This is a genomic window from Exiguobacterium sp. s189, assembly GCF_018617615.1.
Lineage (GTDB): Bacteria > Bacillota > Bacilli > Exiguobacteriales > Exiguobacteriaceae > Exiguobacterium > Exiguobacterium aestuarii_A.
The window spans coordinates 238,787-255,923 of sequence record NZ_JACSKM010000001.1; the positions used below are offsets into that span (position 1 = coordinate 238,787).

At 48.3% G+C, this 17,137-nt stretch carries 19 protein-coding genes; 2 read left to right on the forward strand and 17 right to left on the reverse strand.

From position 1 onward, the window contains the following. Window positions 1-127: 127 nt before the first annotated feature. From KNO99_RS01150 to KNO99_RS01195, 10 genes are all read right to left on the reverse strand, one after another. The gene (locus KNO99_RS01150; RefSeq protein ID WP_012727354.1) at window positions 128-538 is read right to left on the reverse strand and encodes a F0F1 ATP synthase subunit epsilon; all 411 of its coding nucleotides are present in this window, start codon (window positions 536-538) and stop codon (window positions 128-130) included. Between the two features lie 28 nt (window positions 539-566). Then, complete coding sequence (atpD, locus tag KNO99_RS01155; protein ID WP_305794020.1) at window positions 567-1,985, reverse strand: F0F1 ATP synthase subunit beta; 1,419 nt, start codon at window positions 1,983-1,985, stop codon at window positions 567-569. A 34-nt stretch (window positions 1,986-2,019) separates the two neighbouring features. Continuing rightward, window positions 2,020-2,877 (reverse strand): ATP synthase F1 subunit gamma, encoded by an 858-nt coding sequence (gene atpG, locus KNO99_RS01160; RefSeq protein WP_074035890.1) that lies wholly within the window; start codon window positions 2,875-2,877, stop codon window positions 2,020-2,022. A gap of 36 nt (window positions 2,878-2,913) precedes the next feature. Next, window positions 2,914-4,422: a F0F1 ATP synthase subunit alpha gene (gene atpA, locus KNO99_RS01165; RefSeq protein ID WP_214694518.1), complete on the reverse strand. Its 1,509-nt coding sequence runs from the start codon at window positions 4,420-4,422 to the stop codon at window positions 2,914-2,916. A gap of 18 nt (window positions 4,423-4,440) precedes the next feature. Continuing rightward, entirely contained in the window at window positions 4,441-4,974 is a 534-nt protein-coding gene (locus tag KNO99_RS01170; protein WP_074035886.1) for a F0F1 ATP synthase subunit delta, read from the reverse strand. Further along, window positions 4,974-5,501: a F0F1 ATP synthase subunit B gene (gene atpF / locus KNO99_RS01175; protein ID WP_214744556.1), complete on the reverse strand. Its 528-nt coding sequence runs from the start codon at window positions 5,499-5,501 to the stop codon at window positions 4,974-4,976. Before atpF ends, KNO99_RS01170 begins: the two co-directional genes overlap by 1 nt. Before the next feature lie 71 nt (window positions 5,502-5,572). Then, window positions 5,573-5,794 (reverse strand): F0F1 ATP synthase subunit C, encoded by a 222-nt coding sequence (gene atpE / locus KNO99_RS01180; RefSeq protein ID WP_012727360.1) that lies wholly within the window; start codon window positions 5,792-5,794, stop codon window positions 5,573-5,575. A 65-nt stretch (window positions 5,795-5,859) separates the two neighbouring features. Next, window positions 5,860-6,597, reverse strand: a complete 738-nt coding sequence (gene atpB / locus KNO99_RS01185) for a F0F1 ATP synthase subunit A (RefSeq protein ID WP_074035878.1) — start codon at window positions 6,595-6,597, stop codon at window positions 5,860-5,862. After that, complete coding sequence (locus KNO99_RS01190) at window positions 6,597-7,004, reverse strand: ATP synthase subunit I (protein ID WP_074035876.1); 408 nt, start codon at window positions 7,002-7,004, stop codon at window positions 6,597-6,599. Before KNO99_RS01190 ends, atpB begins: the two co-directional genes overlap by 1 nt. Next, the gene (locus KNO99_RS01195; protein ID WP_026825087.1) at window positions 7,001-7,228 is read right to left on the reverse strand and encodes a hypothetical protein; all 228 of its coding nucleotides are present in this window, start codon (window positions 7,226-7,228) and stop codon (window positions 7,001-7,003) included. The genes KNO99_RS01190 and KNO99_RS01195 overlap by 4 nt, the downstream gene beginning before the upstream one ends. 893 nt (window positions 7,229-8,121) lie before the next feature. Here KNO99_RS01195 and KNO99_RS01200 point away from each other — a divergent pair. Together KNO99_RS01200 and KNO99_RS01205 are read left to right on the forward strand one after the other, a co-directional pair. Continuing rightward, the gene (locus KNO99_RS01200; protein WP_214744558.1) at window positions 8,122-9,252 is read left to right on the forward strand and encodes an ABC transporter ATP-binding protein; all 1,131 of its coding nucleotides are present in this window, start codon (window positions 8,122-8,124) and stop codon (window positions 9,250-9,252) included. Further along, a complete protein-coding gene (locus KNO99_RS01205; RefSeq protein WP_214744560.1) occupies window positions 9,249-10,838 on the forward strand; it encodes an ABC transporter permease/substrate-binding protein in 1,590 nt (529 codons plus the stop codon). The genes KNO99_RS01200 and KNO99_RS01205 overlap by 4 nt, the downstream gene beginning before the upstream one ends. An 85-nt stretch (window positions 10,839-10,923) precedes the next feature. On the opposite strand, the gene upp is transcribed toward KNO99_RS01205, so the two are convergent. The 7 genes from upp to KNO99_RS01240 all read right to left on the reverse strand — a co-directional run bounded on the left by upp (window position 10,924) and on the right by KNO99_RS01240 (window position 17,133). Then, on the reverse strand, window positions 10,924-11,553 hold the full coding sequence (gene upp, locus KNO99_RS01210) for a uracil phosphoribosyltransferase (RefSeq protein ID WP_074035874.1): 630 nt from the start codon (window positions 11,551-11,553) through the stop codon (window positions 10,924-10,926). Window positions 11,554-11,665: 112 nt separating this feature from the next. Further along, window positions 11,666-12,865 (reverse strand): hypothetical protein, encoded by a 1,200-nt coding sequence (locus KNO99_RS01215; RefSeq protein ID WP_214744562.1) that lies wholly within the window; start codon window positions 12,863-12,865, stop codon window positions 11,666-11,668. A gap of 190 nt (window positions 12,866-13,055) precedes the next feature. Then, window positions 13,056-13,751, reverse strand: a complete 696-nt coding sequence (locus KNO99_RS01220) for a hypothetical protein (protein WP_214744564.1) — start codon at window positions 13,749-13,751, stop codon at window positions 13,056-13,058. Between the two features lie 108 nt (window positions 13,752-13,859). Then, the gene (locus tag KNO99_RS01225) at window positions 13,860-15,095 is read right to left on the reverse strand and encodes a HAMP domain-containing sensor histidine kinase (RefSeq protein WP_214744566.1); all 1,236 of its coding nucleotides are present in this window, start codon (window positions 15,093-15,095) and stop codon (window positions 13,860-13,862) included. A 2-nt stretch (window positions 15,096-15,097) separates the two neighbouring features. Further along, a complete protein-coding gene (locus tag KNO99_RS01230; RefSeq protein ID WP_214744568.1) occupies window positions 15,098-15,775 on the reverse strand; it encodes a response regulator transcription factor in 678 nt (225 codons plus the stop codon). A 65-nt stretch (window positions 15,776-15,840) separates the two neighbouring features. Further along, window positions 15,841-16,089: a hypothetical protein gene (locus KNO99_RS01235; protein ID WP_214744570.1), complete on the reverse strand. Its 249-nt coding sequence runs from the start codon at window positions 16,087-16,089 to the stop codon at window positions 15,841-15,843. Window positions 16,090-16,188: 99 nt separating this feature from the next. After that, window positions 16,189-17,133, reverse strand: a complete 945-nt coding sequence (locus KNO99_RS01240; RefSeq protein ID WP_214744572.1) for a hypothetical protein — start codon at window positions 17,131-17,133, stop codon at window positions 16,189-16,191. Window positions 17,134-17,137 lie beyond the last annotated feature (4 nt).

A 17,137-nucleotide genomic window follows, 5' to 3' on the forward strand; every position in this document is an offset into this window, starting at 1 on the left:
TTCCCTCCCTTAATATCGGTCATCTTCTCTATATTTTTTACTAATCCCATGATTTAGGTTTATGACGAAAGACCTATATTGTCCGTCAAATACAAAAAACTCCCACACTTTCGTGTGAGAGTCATTGTTATTCTTTCATATCGCGAATGCTTAAGCGGTTGATCGCTTTTTTGAGCGCAAGTTCCGCACGACGGAATTCGAGTTCTGAGAGCTTCGTGTCTTGAAGACGACGCTCGGCCCGAACCTTCGCCGCAGAAGCGCGGTCATAGTCAATCTTATCCGCCATTTCGGCTGTTTCAGCTAAGATCGTCACCGTATCGGGACGAACTTCCATGAAACCGCCGCTGATTGCGATCAGCGTGCGTCCACCATCTTCGTGGCGCAGTTTGAGCACTGAGACGTCGAGTGGTGTCACCATCGGGATGTGCTTCGGTAAAATACCGAGCTCACCAGTGACCGATTTGGCGATGACCATTCGTGCGTCCCCTTCAAAAGCTGCACCATCCGGGGTGACGACGTTGACGTGAACAGTATTCATCGTCTAGTTTCCCCCTTCCGCGTAGGTCTTAGACCAACGTCTTCGCTTTTTCGATGACGTCTTCGATTGGACCAACGAGACGGAATGCATCTTCCGGAAGATCGTCGTGTTTACCTTCGAGGATCTCTTTGAAGCCGCGTACTGTCTCTTTGACTGGCACGTACGAACCTTTTTGGCCCGTGAACTGCTCAGCCACGTGGAAGTTTTGTGATAAGAAGAACTGAATACGACGTGCACGGTGAACCGTGAGTTTGTCGTCTTCAGACAACTCGTCCATCCCGAGGATTGCGATGATGTCTTGAAGTTCTTTATAACGCTGAAGCGTCTGTTGAACGTTACGCGCGATTTCATAGTGCTCTTTTCCTACGATTTCAGGAGAGAGGGCACGTGAAGTCGATGCGAGTGGGTCAACGGCTGGGTAAATCCCCATCTCCGAAAGACGACGCTCAAGGTTTGTTGTTGCATCAAGGTGGGCGAACGTTGTTGCTGGAGCCGGGTCCGTATAGTCATCGGCTGGTACATAAACCGCTTGAATCGAAGTGACCGATCCTTTTGCAGTCGATGTGATTCGCTCTTGAAGCATACCCATTTCCGTAGCAAGTGTCGGCTGGTAACCTACCGCCGATGGCATACGTCCGAGAAGGGCCGATACCTCAGAACCTGCTTGTGTGAAACGGAAGATGTTATCAATGAAGAGAAGAACGTCTTGTCCTTGCTCGTCACGGAAGTATTCTGCCATTGTCAAACCAGTCAAGGCAACACGGAGACGTGCACCAGGTGGTTCGTTCATCTGACCGAAGACCATCGCTGTTTGCTTGATAACGCCTGAGTCCGTCATCTCGTGGAACAAGTCATTTCCTTCACGCGTACGCTCACCGACTCCTGCGAATACAGAAATCCCGCTGTGCTCTTGCGCGATGTTGTTGATCAGTTCCTGGATGAGGACGGTCTTCCCTACACCGGCACCACCGAAGAGGCCGATTTTACCACCTTTGATGTATGGTGCGAGAAGGTCGACGACTTTGATCCCTGTTTCAAGGATTTCAACTTTCGTTGACAATTCGTCAAATGTTGGCGCTTGACGGTGAATCGGTGCACGAAGCACGTCAGCTGCCACTTCTTTATCATCGATTGGGTTACCGAGAACGTTGAAGACACGTCCAAGTGTCATTTCTCCAACTGGTACCGAAATCGGTGATCCTAAGTCAAGTACTTCCATACCGCGGCGAACGCCGTCAGTTGAGTCCATCGCAATCGTACGGACCGTGTCGTCACCAAGGTGAACAGCTACTTCAAGCGTCAAGTCGACACTAACATCGTCTGCTGTCGCTGCCACGTGTGTGACTTTGAGAGCGTTGTAGATGTTCGGTAAGTGGTTGTCGAACTTAACGTCGATAACTGGGCCCATGACTGCGACTACGCGGCCTTTCATGCCGTATTCGTTCATCGTGTTAGCCTCCTACAATCTAGAGAGCGTGCGCTTATTCAAGCGCCGACGCACCTCCGACAATCTCTGTGATTTCTTGTGTGATCGCTGCTTGACGCGCGCGGTTGAATTTGAGCTTGAGTCCGCGAATGAGTTCATCCGCGTTGTCTGTCGCACTCGACATCGCCGTCATCCGTGCTGCGTGCTCCGATACTTTCGCATCGAGCAATGCACCGTAGATGAGTCCTTCCGCATAACGTGGGAGGAGCGCCGCTAAGATCGTTTCTTCTTCTGGTTCGTATTCATACATCACATTGGATGCGGACTGTTCGATATCCCCGAGCGGGAGCAATTGTTGAATCTTCACTTCTTGGCTGATGACCGAGATGAACGAGTTGTAGCAAAGCTTCAATTCATCAATCTCGCTCTCGCTGAAGGCACCAACCGTCTGCTTGACGATTTCTGCGACTTCAACAAAAGTTGGTTGGTCGTTTAGCCCTGTCATCGCGCTATACACCGGAATGTTGCGTGACTTGAAGAACTGGACACCGACTTTTCCGATTACGTAAAGACGATACTCATCTGTTGATGTGTGCTTGTCTTTGAGTTCACGGTACACGTCACGCAAGACGCTGGCGTTGTATCCACCTGCGAGTCCGCGGTCTGACGTGATGACGATATAACCAGTCCGTTTGACGGGACGTACTTGAAGCATCGGGTGTGTCGCGCCTGATGTACCACCGGCGATCGACGAGATGACTTCTTGCAACTTGTCCATGTACGGCTTGAAGTTGGCGTTGTTCCCTTGGGCCCGGTTCAACTTCGATGCCGACACCATGTTCATCGCTTTCGTGATTTGCTTCGTGCTTTGGGTCGAGGTGATCCGCATCTGGATCTCACGTAATGATGCCATTTCGATTCACCACCTTAATAGACGCTCGTCACCGGATTAAACCGATGGCGAGAACGTCTTTTTGAATTCCGTAATTGCGTCGACCATTGCCTCGTCTGAAGGAAGGTTTCCTGTCTGACGGATTTCACGGCAGAGGTCTTTACGGTTTTGGTCGAGCCATGCGTTCATTTCTGTTTCGAAACGACGGATGTCTGTGACTGGAATGTCATCGAGATGACCTTTCGTGAGTGCGTAGATGATGATAACTTGCTTGTCTACAGAAAGCGGTGCGTTCAAGTCTTGTTTCAAGACTTCAACCGTACGCTGACCACGGTTCAACTTCGATTGTGTCGCTTTGTCGAGATCTGACCCGAACTGAGCGAACGCTTCGAGCTCACGGTAAGACGCGAGGTCAAGACGAAGTGTACCAGCAACTTTCTTCATCGCTTTCACCTGTGCCGAACCACCAACACGTGATACTGAGAGACCGGCGTTGATCGCTGGGCGTACCCCAGAGAAGAAGAGGTCCGACTGAAGGAAGATCTGACCGTCTGTGATCGAGATAACGTTTGTCGGGATATATGCTGAGATATCCGATGCTTGTGTCTCGATGAACGGAAGTGCTGTCAATGAACCACCGCCGAGTTCGTCGTTCAACTTCGCTGCACGCTCAAGAAGGCGTGAGTGGAGGTAGAAGACATCCCCTGGGTAGGCTTCGCGGCCTGGAGGACGACGGAGAAGGAGCGAGAGCTCACGGTAAGCTGCCGCTTGTTTCGAGAGATCATCATAGACGACGAGGACGTGTTGTCCGCGGTCCATGAAGTACTCACCCATCGATACCCCTGCGAATGGCGCGAGGTAAAGAAGTGGTGCCGGCTGTGATGCCGATGCCGAAACAACGATTGTATAGTCGAGCGCGCCGTTTTGACGAAGCGTCTCTACTACGCCACGTACAGTCGATTCTTTCTGACCGATTGCAACGTAGATACAAATCATGTTCTCTTCTTTTTGGTTGATGATTGCATCGATGGCAACCGATGTTTTACCTGTTTGACGGTCACCGATGATGAGCTCACGCTGACCACGACCGATTGGAACGAGGGCGTCAATCGCCTTAATTCCTGTTTGAAGTGGTTCGTGAACCGATTTACGAGCCATAACGCCGTAAGCTTTACGCTCAATCGGGTTATATGTGTCTGTTACGATTGGTCCTTGACCATCGATTGGTTGTCCGAGCGGGTTCACGACACGTCCGAGGAGTGCCTCACCGACTGGTACTTCCATGATGCGACCCGTACGTTTGACAGAGTCGCCTTCTTTAATGCCTTTGTAATCGCCAAGGATGATAATCCCGACGTTACCTTCTTCTAAGTTTTGCGCCAAGCCCATTACGCCGTTAGAGAACTCTACGAGTTCCCCCGCCATAACGTTATCGAGTCCGTGTGCACGAGCGATACCGTCACCTACTTGAATGACTGTACCTGTCTCGCTGACTTCGATTTCAGAACCGTACGAAGCGATTCGTTCTTTTAGCAGGGCGCTAATTTCTTCAGCTTTGATTGTCATTGAATTCACCCCTATTTCTTACGCATTCAACAATTCACGCTCGAGGCGTGTCAATTTCGTTTCGATCGTATCATCGTACGTCGTGTATCCGACTTGGACACGGAGTCCACCGATGACTTCTTCATCGACGACGTTCTTCAATTGGAGCGTCTTCCCGAGCTTCTGTCCGAAGACGAGTTCGACGTCTTTCAAGTCTGTTGCCGACAACGGGTAGGCGCTAGTGACAATACCCTCTGCAATCCCACGGTAGTCGTTGATGTAGTCGCGGACGTAACGTGGCAAAGCGCGAACCTCTGCCGCACGGTCGTTTTCGACCATGACGAGAAGTGTGTTCACGACAATCGCCGTCATATCACCAAAGCTGTCTTTTAAAAGCTGTGCAAGCTCGCTGTCACTGACTGCCGGATTCGTTAAGAGATCCATGAGTTCAGGAGTCGCGTGGAGCACTTCATCGAGCAGACGCACTTCCGCTTCGACTTGGTCGAGCGTGCCTTGTTCCCGTGCTAAGTCGAAGAGCGCTTTGGCATAGCGTTTTGCTAGTGATGCGTTCATCAGTTCGCACCTTTCGCTTTAGACAGGAAGTCTGTGACGAGGGCACGTTGTTTCGCTTCATCGCCTTTAAGGTCTGATTGAAGGACGTGGCGTGCTGCCGAAAGCGCCTGTGTGACGACTTCCGTTTGAAGGGATTGTTTCGCAAGCTCACGCTCACGCTCAATCGCTTTCTCTGCCTCGATTTTAATTTGTTCAGCTTCCAAACGCGCCTGCTCCACCAAGCGTGCTTGTTCTGCTTCTGCTTGTCGACGGCTTGCGTCGAGCATTTCTTTCGACTCTGTACGTGCCGCACTGAGTGCATCACGTTGTTCGACGACATAGTTTTCCGCATCTTTGCGGCTCTTTTCAGCGAGTTCAATCTCGTTCGCTACATACTCTTCACGCTGTCTCATCATTCCAAGGAGTGGTCCCCAAGCAAATTTCTTCAACAGGGCCAAGAGTACGAGGAATGTGAAAATTGTAAAGATCATATCTAGGAAGCGGAAGCCTTCGCCGCCGCCACCAGCTGCAATCATCATCGTATCCATGCATACCCTCCTCTTGACTAAATAAGTGAGGGAGACGTGCTCCCTCTCATGCTATTCTCGTTAACTCGGAATCAAGAGTTGAGGAGAAGGAAACCGACAGCCACACCGATGATCGGGAGGGCCTCAACCAAACCGATACCGATGAACATTGTTTGACGAAGTTCGTTTTTGAGTTCTGGTTGACGTGCTTGTCCTTGTACTGTTCCGTATACGATCAAACCGTTACCGATACCAGCTGCAAGTGCTCCAAGACCGATAACAAGTGCTGTTGCGAGAAGATTAAGTTGTTCCATTGTGTATATTCCTCCTAAAAGTTAAGTAAATAATTTGTTTGTAACGCTTTGGCGAGATGTCCGAATCAATGTTCGGCCGAAGCTTTGTGCCCGATGTACACCATTGCAAGCGTCAGGAAAATGTAGGATTGGATAACCCCGATAAAGATTGAGAAACCTTGCCATAGAATCATTGGGAAGACCGCAAAGATTGCGCCGAGCGGGTTAAGTGCTCCTTCGGCTGTAATCGCGAGTCCCAAGATGATGGTAATCATGATTTCACCGGCAAAAATGTTACCGTATAGACGCAAACCGAGCGTCAACGTGTTCGCAAACTCCTCGATCAATTTGATCGGAAGTAAGAACCAGACTGGTTTTACGAATTCCGCCGAATAGTGCTTGAATCCGTGTAGCTTCACCCCGTAGTAATGCGACATTGCAACGACGAGTGTCGACAACGCCAAGGTTACATAAGGATCGGCTGTCGGTGAGTTGAACCACAGATAGTGTCCGGAAATGACGTTAAACGGTAGACCCATCAAGTTTGAGAAGAGAATGAACAAAATCAACGTCATCCCAAATCCGATAAAGCGTCCTCCTGTCTTCCAGTCCATCGCACTAGCGATGATTCCACGTACGAACTCCGCGAAGAATTCCATGAAGTTTTGTTTGCCAGTCGGCTTCATAGCCAAACGTCTTGTTCCCCAGATGGCGAATACGAAGACGAGTAACGCTGCTATTAGCACTGTAATGACGTTCGTCCAGCTCCCGTATAACGTATAGTCCCCAAAGTGCAGAGAATATGTGGGAAACTCATGACCCATTAATATTCACCTCTTTTCCTGCTGAGCTGGGCAAGTGTGAACTCGCCAAATTGTATGATGTGGCCGGCGATTAGACCAGTTACCACCGCGATGACGGACACCCGATCCTCGTAAAGAAGACCGACTATCACTGCTAACGCACCGACCGCCATTCTTGAAACGGTCCCGTGCGACTTGGGTCGTCGTCCATGCTCGATGACGTCATACATGCGAATGACGCTTCGATTCTGCATATGTAGAATGATGAGACTTCCGACTCCACCGATGAATAGCCCGAGAAATACGGCTTTATACATCGGAATGATGAATGCGCCGATGAGCAAAATCGCAAACCAGACGGTAAACCATTTCGTATAACGCTTCATCAGTTCTTTCTGTGCTTTTCTGTCTGCTTGAATCGTATTCATTCGTCCTCTCCTGTCAATAAACTCCGAAGGGTGAGAACTAGTGCCGTAATCCCGAACACGAGTCCGAGGATGATCGACACATTCCAACCAAACGTGCCCCAAAATTCACGTCTTTCGCCGTACTGTCCGACGAGATAACCGATGACGATCGGTCCAGCAAGTGCTGTTGAAATTTGTGAAGCGAGCGAGGCATAGGATAGGTAACGATTGTCTTTTTTCGCCATCCTGGTCCCCCTTTCACGCACGATGCGCTTCTCTCTTCTTCACGGATTCACACTCGCGTGACCATCAAAAGTCACACAAGTTCAGAGTAATAGAAATGGCATAAGAAGTCAATGAATTTCACAATTATAAAAGCGCTTTAAATCAAGTCGTATCAATAGTTTTACGCACTTCATAAAGTAAACGAATGATGCACTTTTTAAAGAAAGTGTGAAGAAACGTTGAAATAAAAATGTTGACTTTATAACATTTCACAAAAGGAATCAGATGAAGAATAGTTCAGTTATACCCCCACGTTTTGGAAATTTCAATCGGTAAACGTTTACGTTCACAAAGAGTTACGAAACGGTCGTTGACTTCATTTTGAAATCGTTTTCACCGCCCTGTTTTAGTATAACGATAGTCATTTCGCGCTGTCGAGGGGTTCTCACCAATTTTCCGTGACGTCTCTCACACCCATTCTTTTTAACGTTTAATGTCAGGAAATCCCTTTAAATCAACCTTAAACGATAGGATATACCCTAATTAATCACTCTAACGTTCATATAAGCTTCCTTTATATTTGTGTCGATTTTGTGACTCCTCTTTAAAATGAACTCACTACATCATCGACTGAAAGACGACTGCTCATTTTTTAGCTCGAGTAGATCAAGCATTTTGTCAATAGCGATGCGATGTGTTCGTTCAAACAGTCATCATTCGACCTCAGGTTCGCCATAGATTTCACACACACGATTCATCTCTTATAAGCGACGTTATCACCAATCAAAACAAGGGAACTATAATCCCCGATTTTGATAAGAAGTAAACGCTTTTTCAAAAAGAAATGTTTACAGTTCATTGACATGGGGCATATATGATTATGTGAAAATAATTATTTGAAAAGGGTGAATGTATGATTGAGTTTAAAAACGTCAAAAAGTCGTTTAAGCAAACGACCGTTTTAAAAGAAATGAATCTCACCATCAACAAAGGTGAGCTCGTCGTGTTTATCGGCCCGTCTGGTTGCGGTAAAACAACCTCTCTAAAAATGATTAATCGCTTGATTGAGCCGACAGAAGGAACGATTATCGTCAATGGCCAGGATACTCGGAAGATGGACCCAATCAAGTTGCGTCGTCAAATGGGATATGTCATTCAACAAACCGGTCTCTTCCCTCACATGACGATTCGCGAAAACATTCAATTGATTGCGAGTCTAGGAGGGCAAGCTGAACAAGAAATGGATGCTCGAACCGAGCACCTACTAAAGATGGTTGGACTTGACCCGGACCAATTCATCGATCGATATCCGAGTGAATTGAGCGGCGGTCAGCAACAACGAATCGGATTCGCCCGCGCTTTAATGAACGATCCTGAGGTCATTTTGATGGATGAGCCGTTCAGCGCGCTCGACCCCGTCACGCGAAACGATTTGCAAGAAGAACTTTTTAACTTACAAGAAGAAGTGAAGAAGACAATTGTATTCGTCACCCATGATATGGATGAAGCGATCAAACTGGCCGATCGCATTTGTATCATGCGAGACGGCGAAATCGTCCAATTCGATACACCGGAACAGATTTTGCGTCATCCAAAAGATGCATATGTCGAATCGTTCATCGGTAAAAATCGAATTTGGAGCAGTCCAGAATACATTAAGGCAAAAGATATAATGATTGTCGATCCTGTTTCCATCAGCGGAAAACGGACGGTCCTCCAAGCAATCGAAATCATGCGCTCGCGTAAAGTCGATAGCTTGTTGATCACCGACCGTGACCGAAAGCTCCAAGGATTGATTAAGTTGAAAGATATCAATGCAAATATCGATCAGACGAAACGACTCGAAGAAGTCATGAATCGCGAATACGCGTACGTCTCCATCGATGATTCCCTTCTCGATATATTAGACGTGATGAATACGAGCGACCAAGGTTACTTGCCCGTCGTCGAAGGCCCGACACTACATGGCCTCATTACACGAAGCAGCTTACTATCCGTCCTCAGTGAACAATTTACACAAGACCATGAGGAGGAACCTGTATGAATGCCATCCAAAGCTTTTTTGATTACTTCACAAACAATACAAGCCAAATCGGAACGCTATTACTCGAACATCTCCAACTAACGGTGTTCGCCGTCTCTCTTGCCGTCCTTCTCGGTGTGCCGCTCGGGATTTTGATTTTACGTATACCCCGCCTTGCCAAACCGACTCTCGGATTAACGAGTGTCGTCCAGGCAGTCCCAAGTTTGGCCCTTCTTGGTTTCTTGATTCCGTTTATCGGAATTGGATCGACGCCTGCGATTATCATGGTCGTATTGTACTCGCTTTTACCGATTGTCAAAAACACGTATACCGGTCTTTCAAGCATCCCTGGCGATACGCTCGAATCAGCGAAAGGGATCGGCTTAACGAACCGACAAATTTTAAGTAAAATTCAACTACCCCTTGCCTTACCGATTATTATGGCAGGGATTCGAATCTCAGCGGTCACGGCTGTCGGATTGATGACGATTTCCGCATTCGTTGGTGCCGGCGGTTTAGGATATCTCGTCTTCGCCGGGATTCAAACGGTCGACAACAATCAAATCTTGGCCGGCGCGATTCCAGCCGGATTACTTGCGCTTCTCATCGACTTCATCGTCAGCCGAATCGAATATAAAGTCGCTCCGAACGGAATCGTCTTAGCGGATGGTCGAATGAAGAAGAAAAAACGTAGCACGGCCAAAAAGGTCGTCAAACCCGCTTTTGTCATCTCGACCGCGTTAGTCTTATTGCTCGCGGGATCGATTTATGCCTTCACACGAGACGATGATACGATTGTCGTCGGATCAAAAAACTTTACCGAACAATTGATTCTCGGGAACATGGTTGCCGATTTGATTGAAGATCGGACTGACCTTGATGTCAAACGGCAACTGAACCTAGGGGGCACACAAGTCGCATTCAGCGCTCTCCGGACAGGTGAGATTGATACGTACGTTGAATACACAGGAACGCTGTCGGTCGACGTCTTGAAACAAGAAGTCGATAACGACCCGGATGCCGTATACGAGAATGTCAAAGATCAAATCAATGAGCGTTTCGGGATTCAGACACTCGACCCGATTGGATTCAACAACACGTATGCGATTGCGGTAAAAAAAGAAGATGTCGAAAAGTATGACCTGAAGACGGTATCTGACTTAGCGGAAGTGAGCGACACGCTCGTCTTCGGTCCAACGATTGAATTCTCGAACCGAGAAGACGGTTACCTTGGATTAAAAGAAACCTATCCGTTCAACTTCCAAGACGTGAAACCGGTCGACGGCGGACTTCGTTATACAGCACTTATGAATAATGAAAGCAACGCCATCGATAGTTTCTCGACAGATGGTTTATTGAAGCGTTTTGACTTGACGGTCCTTGAGGACGATCAACAATTTTTCCCACCGTACTATGCTGTCCCAATCGTCAGCAACGAGACGTTACAAGAACACCCTGAGCTCGAAGGCGTCTTGAATACGCTAAGCGGTAAAATCACGGATGAGGTCATGCAAGAATTGAACTACCTTGCCGATGTCGAAAAACAGCGTCCTGAAAAAGTCGCGCGTGACTTCTTGATCGAAGAAGGATTGATTGAAACAAACTAAAAAGAGCAGCCTTCGCGGTCGCTCTTCTGTACATCTAAAAGAAACGGACATCTCCCGCGAGATGTCCGTTTTACATATGAGTTATTTATTTTGTACCAAACAAACGGTCACCCGCATCCCCAAGTCCAGGAACGATATAACCGTGATCATTTAATTTTTCATCGAGTGCTGCGAGATAAATCTCGACATCCGGATGTTCTGCTTGCACACGTTCTACGCCTTCTGGTGCTGCACACAGACAAGCCAATTTGATTGACTTCGCTCCGTGTTTTTTAAGAGCCGCGATGGCATCAGCAGCTGAACCGCCCGTTGCGAGCATCGGGTCGACGACGATGAAGTCGCGTTCCGTCACGTCTGTCGGGAGCTTCAAGTAGTATTCGTGTGGCTCAAGTGTTTCCGGATCGCGATAGAGACCGATGTGGCCGACTTTTACGTTCGGCATCATTTTGAGGAACCCATCCACCATACCAAGTCCTGCACGTAAAATAGGGACGATTCCCAATTTCTTGCCGGCAATCATCTTTTGAGTGGAAACAGAGACCGGTGTCTCAATTTCTACATCTGTTAGGGGTAGGCTGCGCGTGATTTCGTATGCCATAAGTGAAGAAACTTCGTCGACGAGTTCACGGAACTGCTTCGTCCCCGTCTCTACTTTTCGCATAATCGTCATTTTGTGCTGAATCAAAGGATGGTCATAAACATGTACTTTTCCCATCTTGCTTCACTCCTCTCTCATTCTCTCTCGAGCATTGTACCCTAACTCTGTTGAGATGGGTAGAGCCAACTTCTATTTTATCAGAGGTCAGACGCCCTGAACGTTAATTGACCTAGAAATAATCGTTGGCAGGAAGTTCGTAAGACCGTGACGTCTTTTGGTCGATTAAATAGAGCTCGGTTTCCGTCTTCCAAACGTCAAACGACTGTTTCGTCAATTCTCTATATAAATGTAATTGACCTATGTTGACAGCATTCGTCGGCTTCTCGCGCATTTGGACGTGAGACAATTCATCAAACAGTTCTTGAGTTTTTGGTCCATCTAACCAGACCGTATCTCGACTTGATTCAAAGACAGCGAGTTGCATGTCCTCATCCGCTGGTCGTGACGACATCTTGCTCGGAACAGGTCGGCGGACGTGCCCCCAGATTTCAAGGACGGTACCGTACGTTTTCGAGAGTGCGAGTGAGGTTTGTTCAGACACGTCCTCCTCGATCGGTTGTTCCGAGAGGATGATTCGTTTCATCAGTTCTCGATGGTTTCCTTCGAGCGAGAGTTCTTCTTCTTTGGCATCGACCTTCATGTACGGCGCTTCGTACATACTCGGAAGAACGAGTTGTCTAAGCGAAGGGGTCTTCCCGATTTGTAGAGCGACTCGATTGTCTGCCCGTCTCGTCAAAAAGACATAGCCTTCGTTTTCTCCACTTTGAAACGGAAACAGTTTCGGTTCGACAATCGGGTCAAGCGTACGGCCGTTCCGAATGGTCTCGAACGTCACATAAATTGCTCCTGTGTCAGGAGTCGTGTAACGGAATGCAGAATCCAGGATAACCGTTTCATGTGCATCGTTCACCTTAAACGCACTCGTAATTTCTTTCATGTTCTCGACGCGTTCAAATTCAATCGTCGAGACGACCTCGGATTCGACGAATCGTTCCTTGTCGAGTGCTTCAAACTCTGCAATCGGTTCGATTGCAAACGTCCGCTCCATCAATTGGTTACTGTTAGCACAAGTGAGATATCGCTCTTCTCCCGCAGCAAAATACTTCACATTTTTATAGCCGAGTGCTTCATAAAGGGGATGGCGGAATGTCACTTCCGCCACTTTTGCTCTTCGTTTCGGTAAGACATCGGTCGGACGTTTCTCGCAATATGTAAGCATCTTTTCTTTTGTTTGTTCAGTTAATGCCACTTCAGGCTCTTGTTCGACTCGATAAGATGACAAAGGACGTAATTCAATCGCGTTCAACGTCTCGGCACCACATCCACTCAACAAGATACAACTGAGTAAGACTCCCCAGTACGTCCGCATTGATGTTCCCCTCATTCCCAATTAGGTGAAAACCACCTAAATTTTTCTTGTACATCATAACATATAACCTATTTTTGTGATGATTTCAGAATTATTACGTTTCTGATGATTGGGTAGAAGCTTTTGACTGCGTATACATCTACCAAAAAAGAACCAACCTCTTGAGAGATCAGTTCTTTCGATTCTTTGATTAATCATTCTCACGTTCATCTTCAGAAGAGTCATCTTGTGATGAATCGTCCTGTGAAGAATCCTCTTGCTCATATTGATCATCATCGGATTCATTGTCCACTTCGATGACTGCTTGATCACGATTCAATTCAAGTTTGACAAGATCTCCGACCCGAGGTGTGTCCTCATCGATTTTAGATCGTGCAGCGAGCGGATACGTCTTATCTTTTCCATCGATGTTGATTGTGACTTCTTGATCTGTGAGTTTGACGAGTGTGCCAGAAATGTATGCATCGTCATCTCCGCTCTCACGGTCCACTTCTTTCACTTCATCGTTTCGATTCAATTCGAGTTTTACTCGGTCACCGACTTGCGGTGTATCGTCGTCAATCTCATGTGTCTGTGCTAAGCGGTACGTCGATTCTTTTCCATTGAAGCTAATCGTGACATCCTCTTTTGTCAGACTGACAAGCGTCCCGTATAGTTCATAGTCATCTTCTACTCGTGAAGATGATGAGTCGTCGGATGCGTTGGCGCTTGAGTCCTCTGCTGACGCAGAATCATCCGATTGATCTTGTGCTGAGTCGTCACTCGCTTGATTGATCGCTTGCGGGACGATGACCGTGTCCGTCTGATTCCCGCTCACATAAAACCCAATCCCTACAATTGCCATGACGCCAAGTAAAGCTCCGATGATCCAGCCGATGCGTTTCATGTTCATTTCCTCCTCGTTGTGTGTTCTTCTTATTTTCATCATAAGCCTCGTGTGTGAGAGAGCATTTAAGGCTTCATTAGAAGTTGATGAGAAAATGCGAAATGTTCATCATCGAGTGAGGAAAAATACACTGCCATCAGGATCATTCGGTTCGCTTCCAATCGTCCAGCCGTTCACATCTGCGACTTCCTTCGCAATCGCAAGACCAAGTCCACTGCCGCTACGGTCTCGTGCCTCATCCAATCGATAAAACCGGTCGAACAGACGAGCTCTTATCTCATCTGACAAGACAGGTCCCCTATCGCGCACTTCGATTCGATCGTCTGTCAGGTGAAGGTTCGTCTCTTTTGCATATTTCAAACTATTATCGATCAAAATGACAAGAATACGTTGTAACGATTCACGATGGCCATACCAGCTACCGTTCGCATCGATGGGAAGGTGTACGCCGTGCGACCTTAAAAATCGTTCTATTAACATGTCGCCAAGCTCAGCTAAATCGATATCTTCTCGGTCGACCTCTTCAAGCGCAACGAAGCGATTTAATTCCAACATCGGTTCAATCAAGTCGTTTCGCATCTGTCGCGACTCCGTCAAAATATGATCGATGGCCTCGGCGCGGACACTCTCGTCCTCTTGTCCCCAGCGCTGCAATAATTTTGCGTAGCCTTCGATGACGGTCAGCGGTGTTTTTAGTTCATGTGAAACATCGGCGACGAAACGACGCTGTTGGTCCATCGTCCCTTCGACCCGTTCAATCATATGGTTGAATCCGTTTGAAAGGAGTGTCACTTCGTCCTTTCGGTCATCGACCTCAATCGTTTCTAATTTGCCCGATTCGGTAATCCGTTCCATCGTCTCCGTCAATCGCCGTAACGGCGACAGCCCTTGGCGTAAAATCCACCATGTACCGAGGAACGTCAAGAGGACGGCTAGAAAAAACATGACGAGAAAAATTGTCGCCAACGCTTGAATCGTGTCACTCACCGCTCGGTCTTGAAACCCGAATGCCAGCCCATCCGTCGTGGCGACGACGAACCAGTCATCGATGAGTGCGGGTTCTCCGTAATTGATGGGAAAAGTCGTCCCGTCCGGTACTTCTCCACCGATGATTCCCCACTCCCCGTTTTCTTGACGCTCTAGGACGACACTGTCCTTGTGAAGGGACAGCACGGCATCGCTGTTTCGGACGTCTTCTTCTAATAAGTTTAACGCTTGTAGTAACACGTCAAAACGTGAATCGACAATCTCTTGCCTCGCGACGAACCATGTCACGCCAAACGAGACGAGAAGGAGCAGCAACATGAACCCGGTCATCGCCCAGGCGATTTTTGTACGTAACATGCTCACTCACCACGCTTCAACATATACCCGACACCACGGACGGTTTGAATCCAAGACCCGGTCAGTTTCTTTCGGACATAACGGACATATACGTCCACGACGTTCGTATCACCGAAGTAATCAAATCCCCACACATGTTCGACGAGTTGATCACGGGTCAAGACGCGCTCGGGGTTCTCTAAAAAGAAGACCAACAAGTCAAACTCACGCCGCGTCAAATCGATTTTATTTCCCTCGCAATACACTTCATGTCGATTCACATCGACCTTGAGTGTCTCATAGGTCAGGACATGCTCGGAATGGTCCTGCCGAACGAGCTGGCGCATGCGCAAAAACGCTCGGATTCGAGCGAGCACTTCTTCGATTTCAAACGGTTTTGTGATGTAGTCATCGGCACCTAGGTCGAGTCCACTCACTTTGTCATAGCGGTCTCCCCGAGCCGTCACCATGAGAACGGGTAGCAGCGGTCGTTCTTCTTTTAATCGACGGACCACCTCGAGTCCACTCATTTGAGGCAACATGATATCGAGTAAGACGAGGTCAATCTCGTCGGCGACGGCCCGCTCTAAACCACTACGCCCATCTGTCGCCACGACGACTTCATACCCTGCATGTTTCAACTCTAGTTCCAGTAACCGCGCAATCTTCGAATCATCTTCTACGACCAGAATCGTCTGCATCCTGCTCACTCCTTTGAAAAAACGCCGAGCGGACCGCTCGACGTATTGGTATTCATTTCCCGAAATCAATCCTCAAAAAACAGACGGACACCTTCCGGGATTGCTGATTCCACTTGTCGTTCAAGACGGTCTTCCCATTGGTCCCACGTTGCATCCACTTGCTCGATTTGCTGCTCGATGCCCGTTGCCGCGAGCGACAGTTGCGTGAGGCTTGATTGCCCCGGTGTCGTGAAGAACAAGAAACCGGCAAGTCCGATTCCCATCAGGCCGATTGCCAATAAACTAGTCCCAATCATTTTCAGTAAACGTTTCATCTACGCATCCCTCCTACTCGCATCATACGATGTGAAAACGAGAAATCGAGGTGGAGTTTATTAGAATTTCATGAGAAAAGGCGTTGCTTGCGCAACACCTCACTCGTCGAGCACGGATTTCGCAATCGGCGCCCAATACGTTCCTTTCATTTCTGACACGGTCGTCAGCGTATCCCGATAAGCAGGATCGTCCGCTTTTTTCTCGGCGATCCCTTTCATCCATAGGACATCTGCCTTATACCCAGACTCAGGATAGGAATCGAGATAAGCCGCGTAATCCGCGATTTTCGCTTTTCCTAACTTATTGTCGACAAGGAGTCGATAAAATCCAACCGCCTGTTCTTGACCTGCCTTCGCTTCTCCGTCGAGCAACTGTTCAGCTTGCTCGTACTGTTTGTCTTGTACGAGCGCTTCGACCTCCGCTAACGGCACGACGTCAGTCGCTTGATCCGGCTTCTCTTCCACTGAATCACTTGGTGCTTCTTCTTGACCTTGTAGCTGTTCATTTTCCTTCTCAAGTCGAGCGACTTCCGCTTCTAGTTCCTTCAAGCGCTCCGCCATCGCCTCTTCCTCGGTCACCGTCTCGACGACGACTTGATTGGTCTCGCTTGGCGGGACAATCGGAGGTTCGGTATCTGGCCAAAACACGAGCGCAGCGGCAGCAAGTCCCACGACGAGCGGAAGACCGAGCCATTTCTTATCAAACTTGAACGCCTGTCGCCACTCGGCTAAATCTGAATGCTGGATGACGGCCGGAGAAAACGAACGAAAGCGGCGCTTGGCCGCTTTTTTCCCGTTCGCCTTCACTTCTAGCGCAAGACCTAGTCGATGGAACGCTGCCGGCACTTTCATCCCGAGGAGCGGCACGATTCGTTCGCTCGCTTCTTCGTAATAGCCATGGTCGAGGAGCGTCGTGATGACCCCGAATTCACTGGCGACAAGACGGAAAGATGGGTCGTGTTCCCCCTTACGAGCCAACCATTCCGTCATATCGAACAATGGGAGTTCGGATAGCTCTCGTTCTGCGAGTGTCCGGATGTCCATTGAC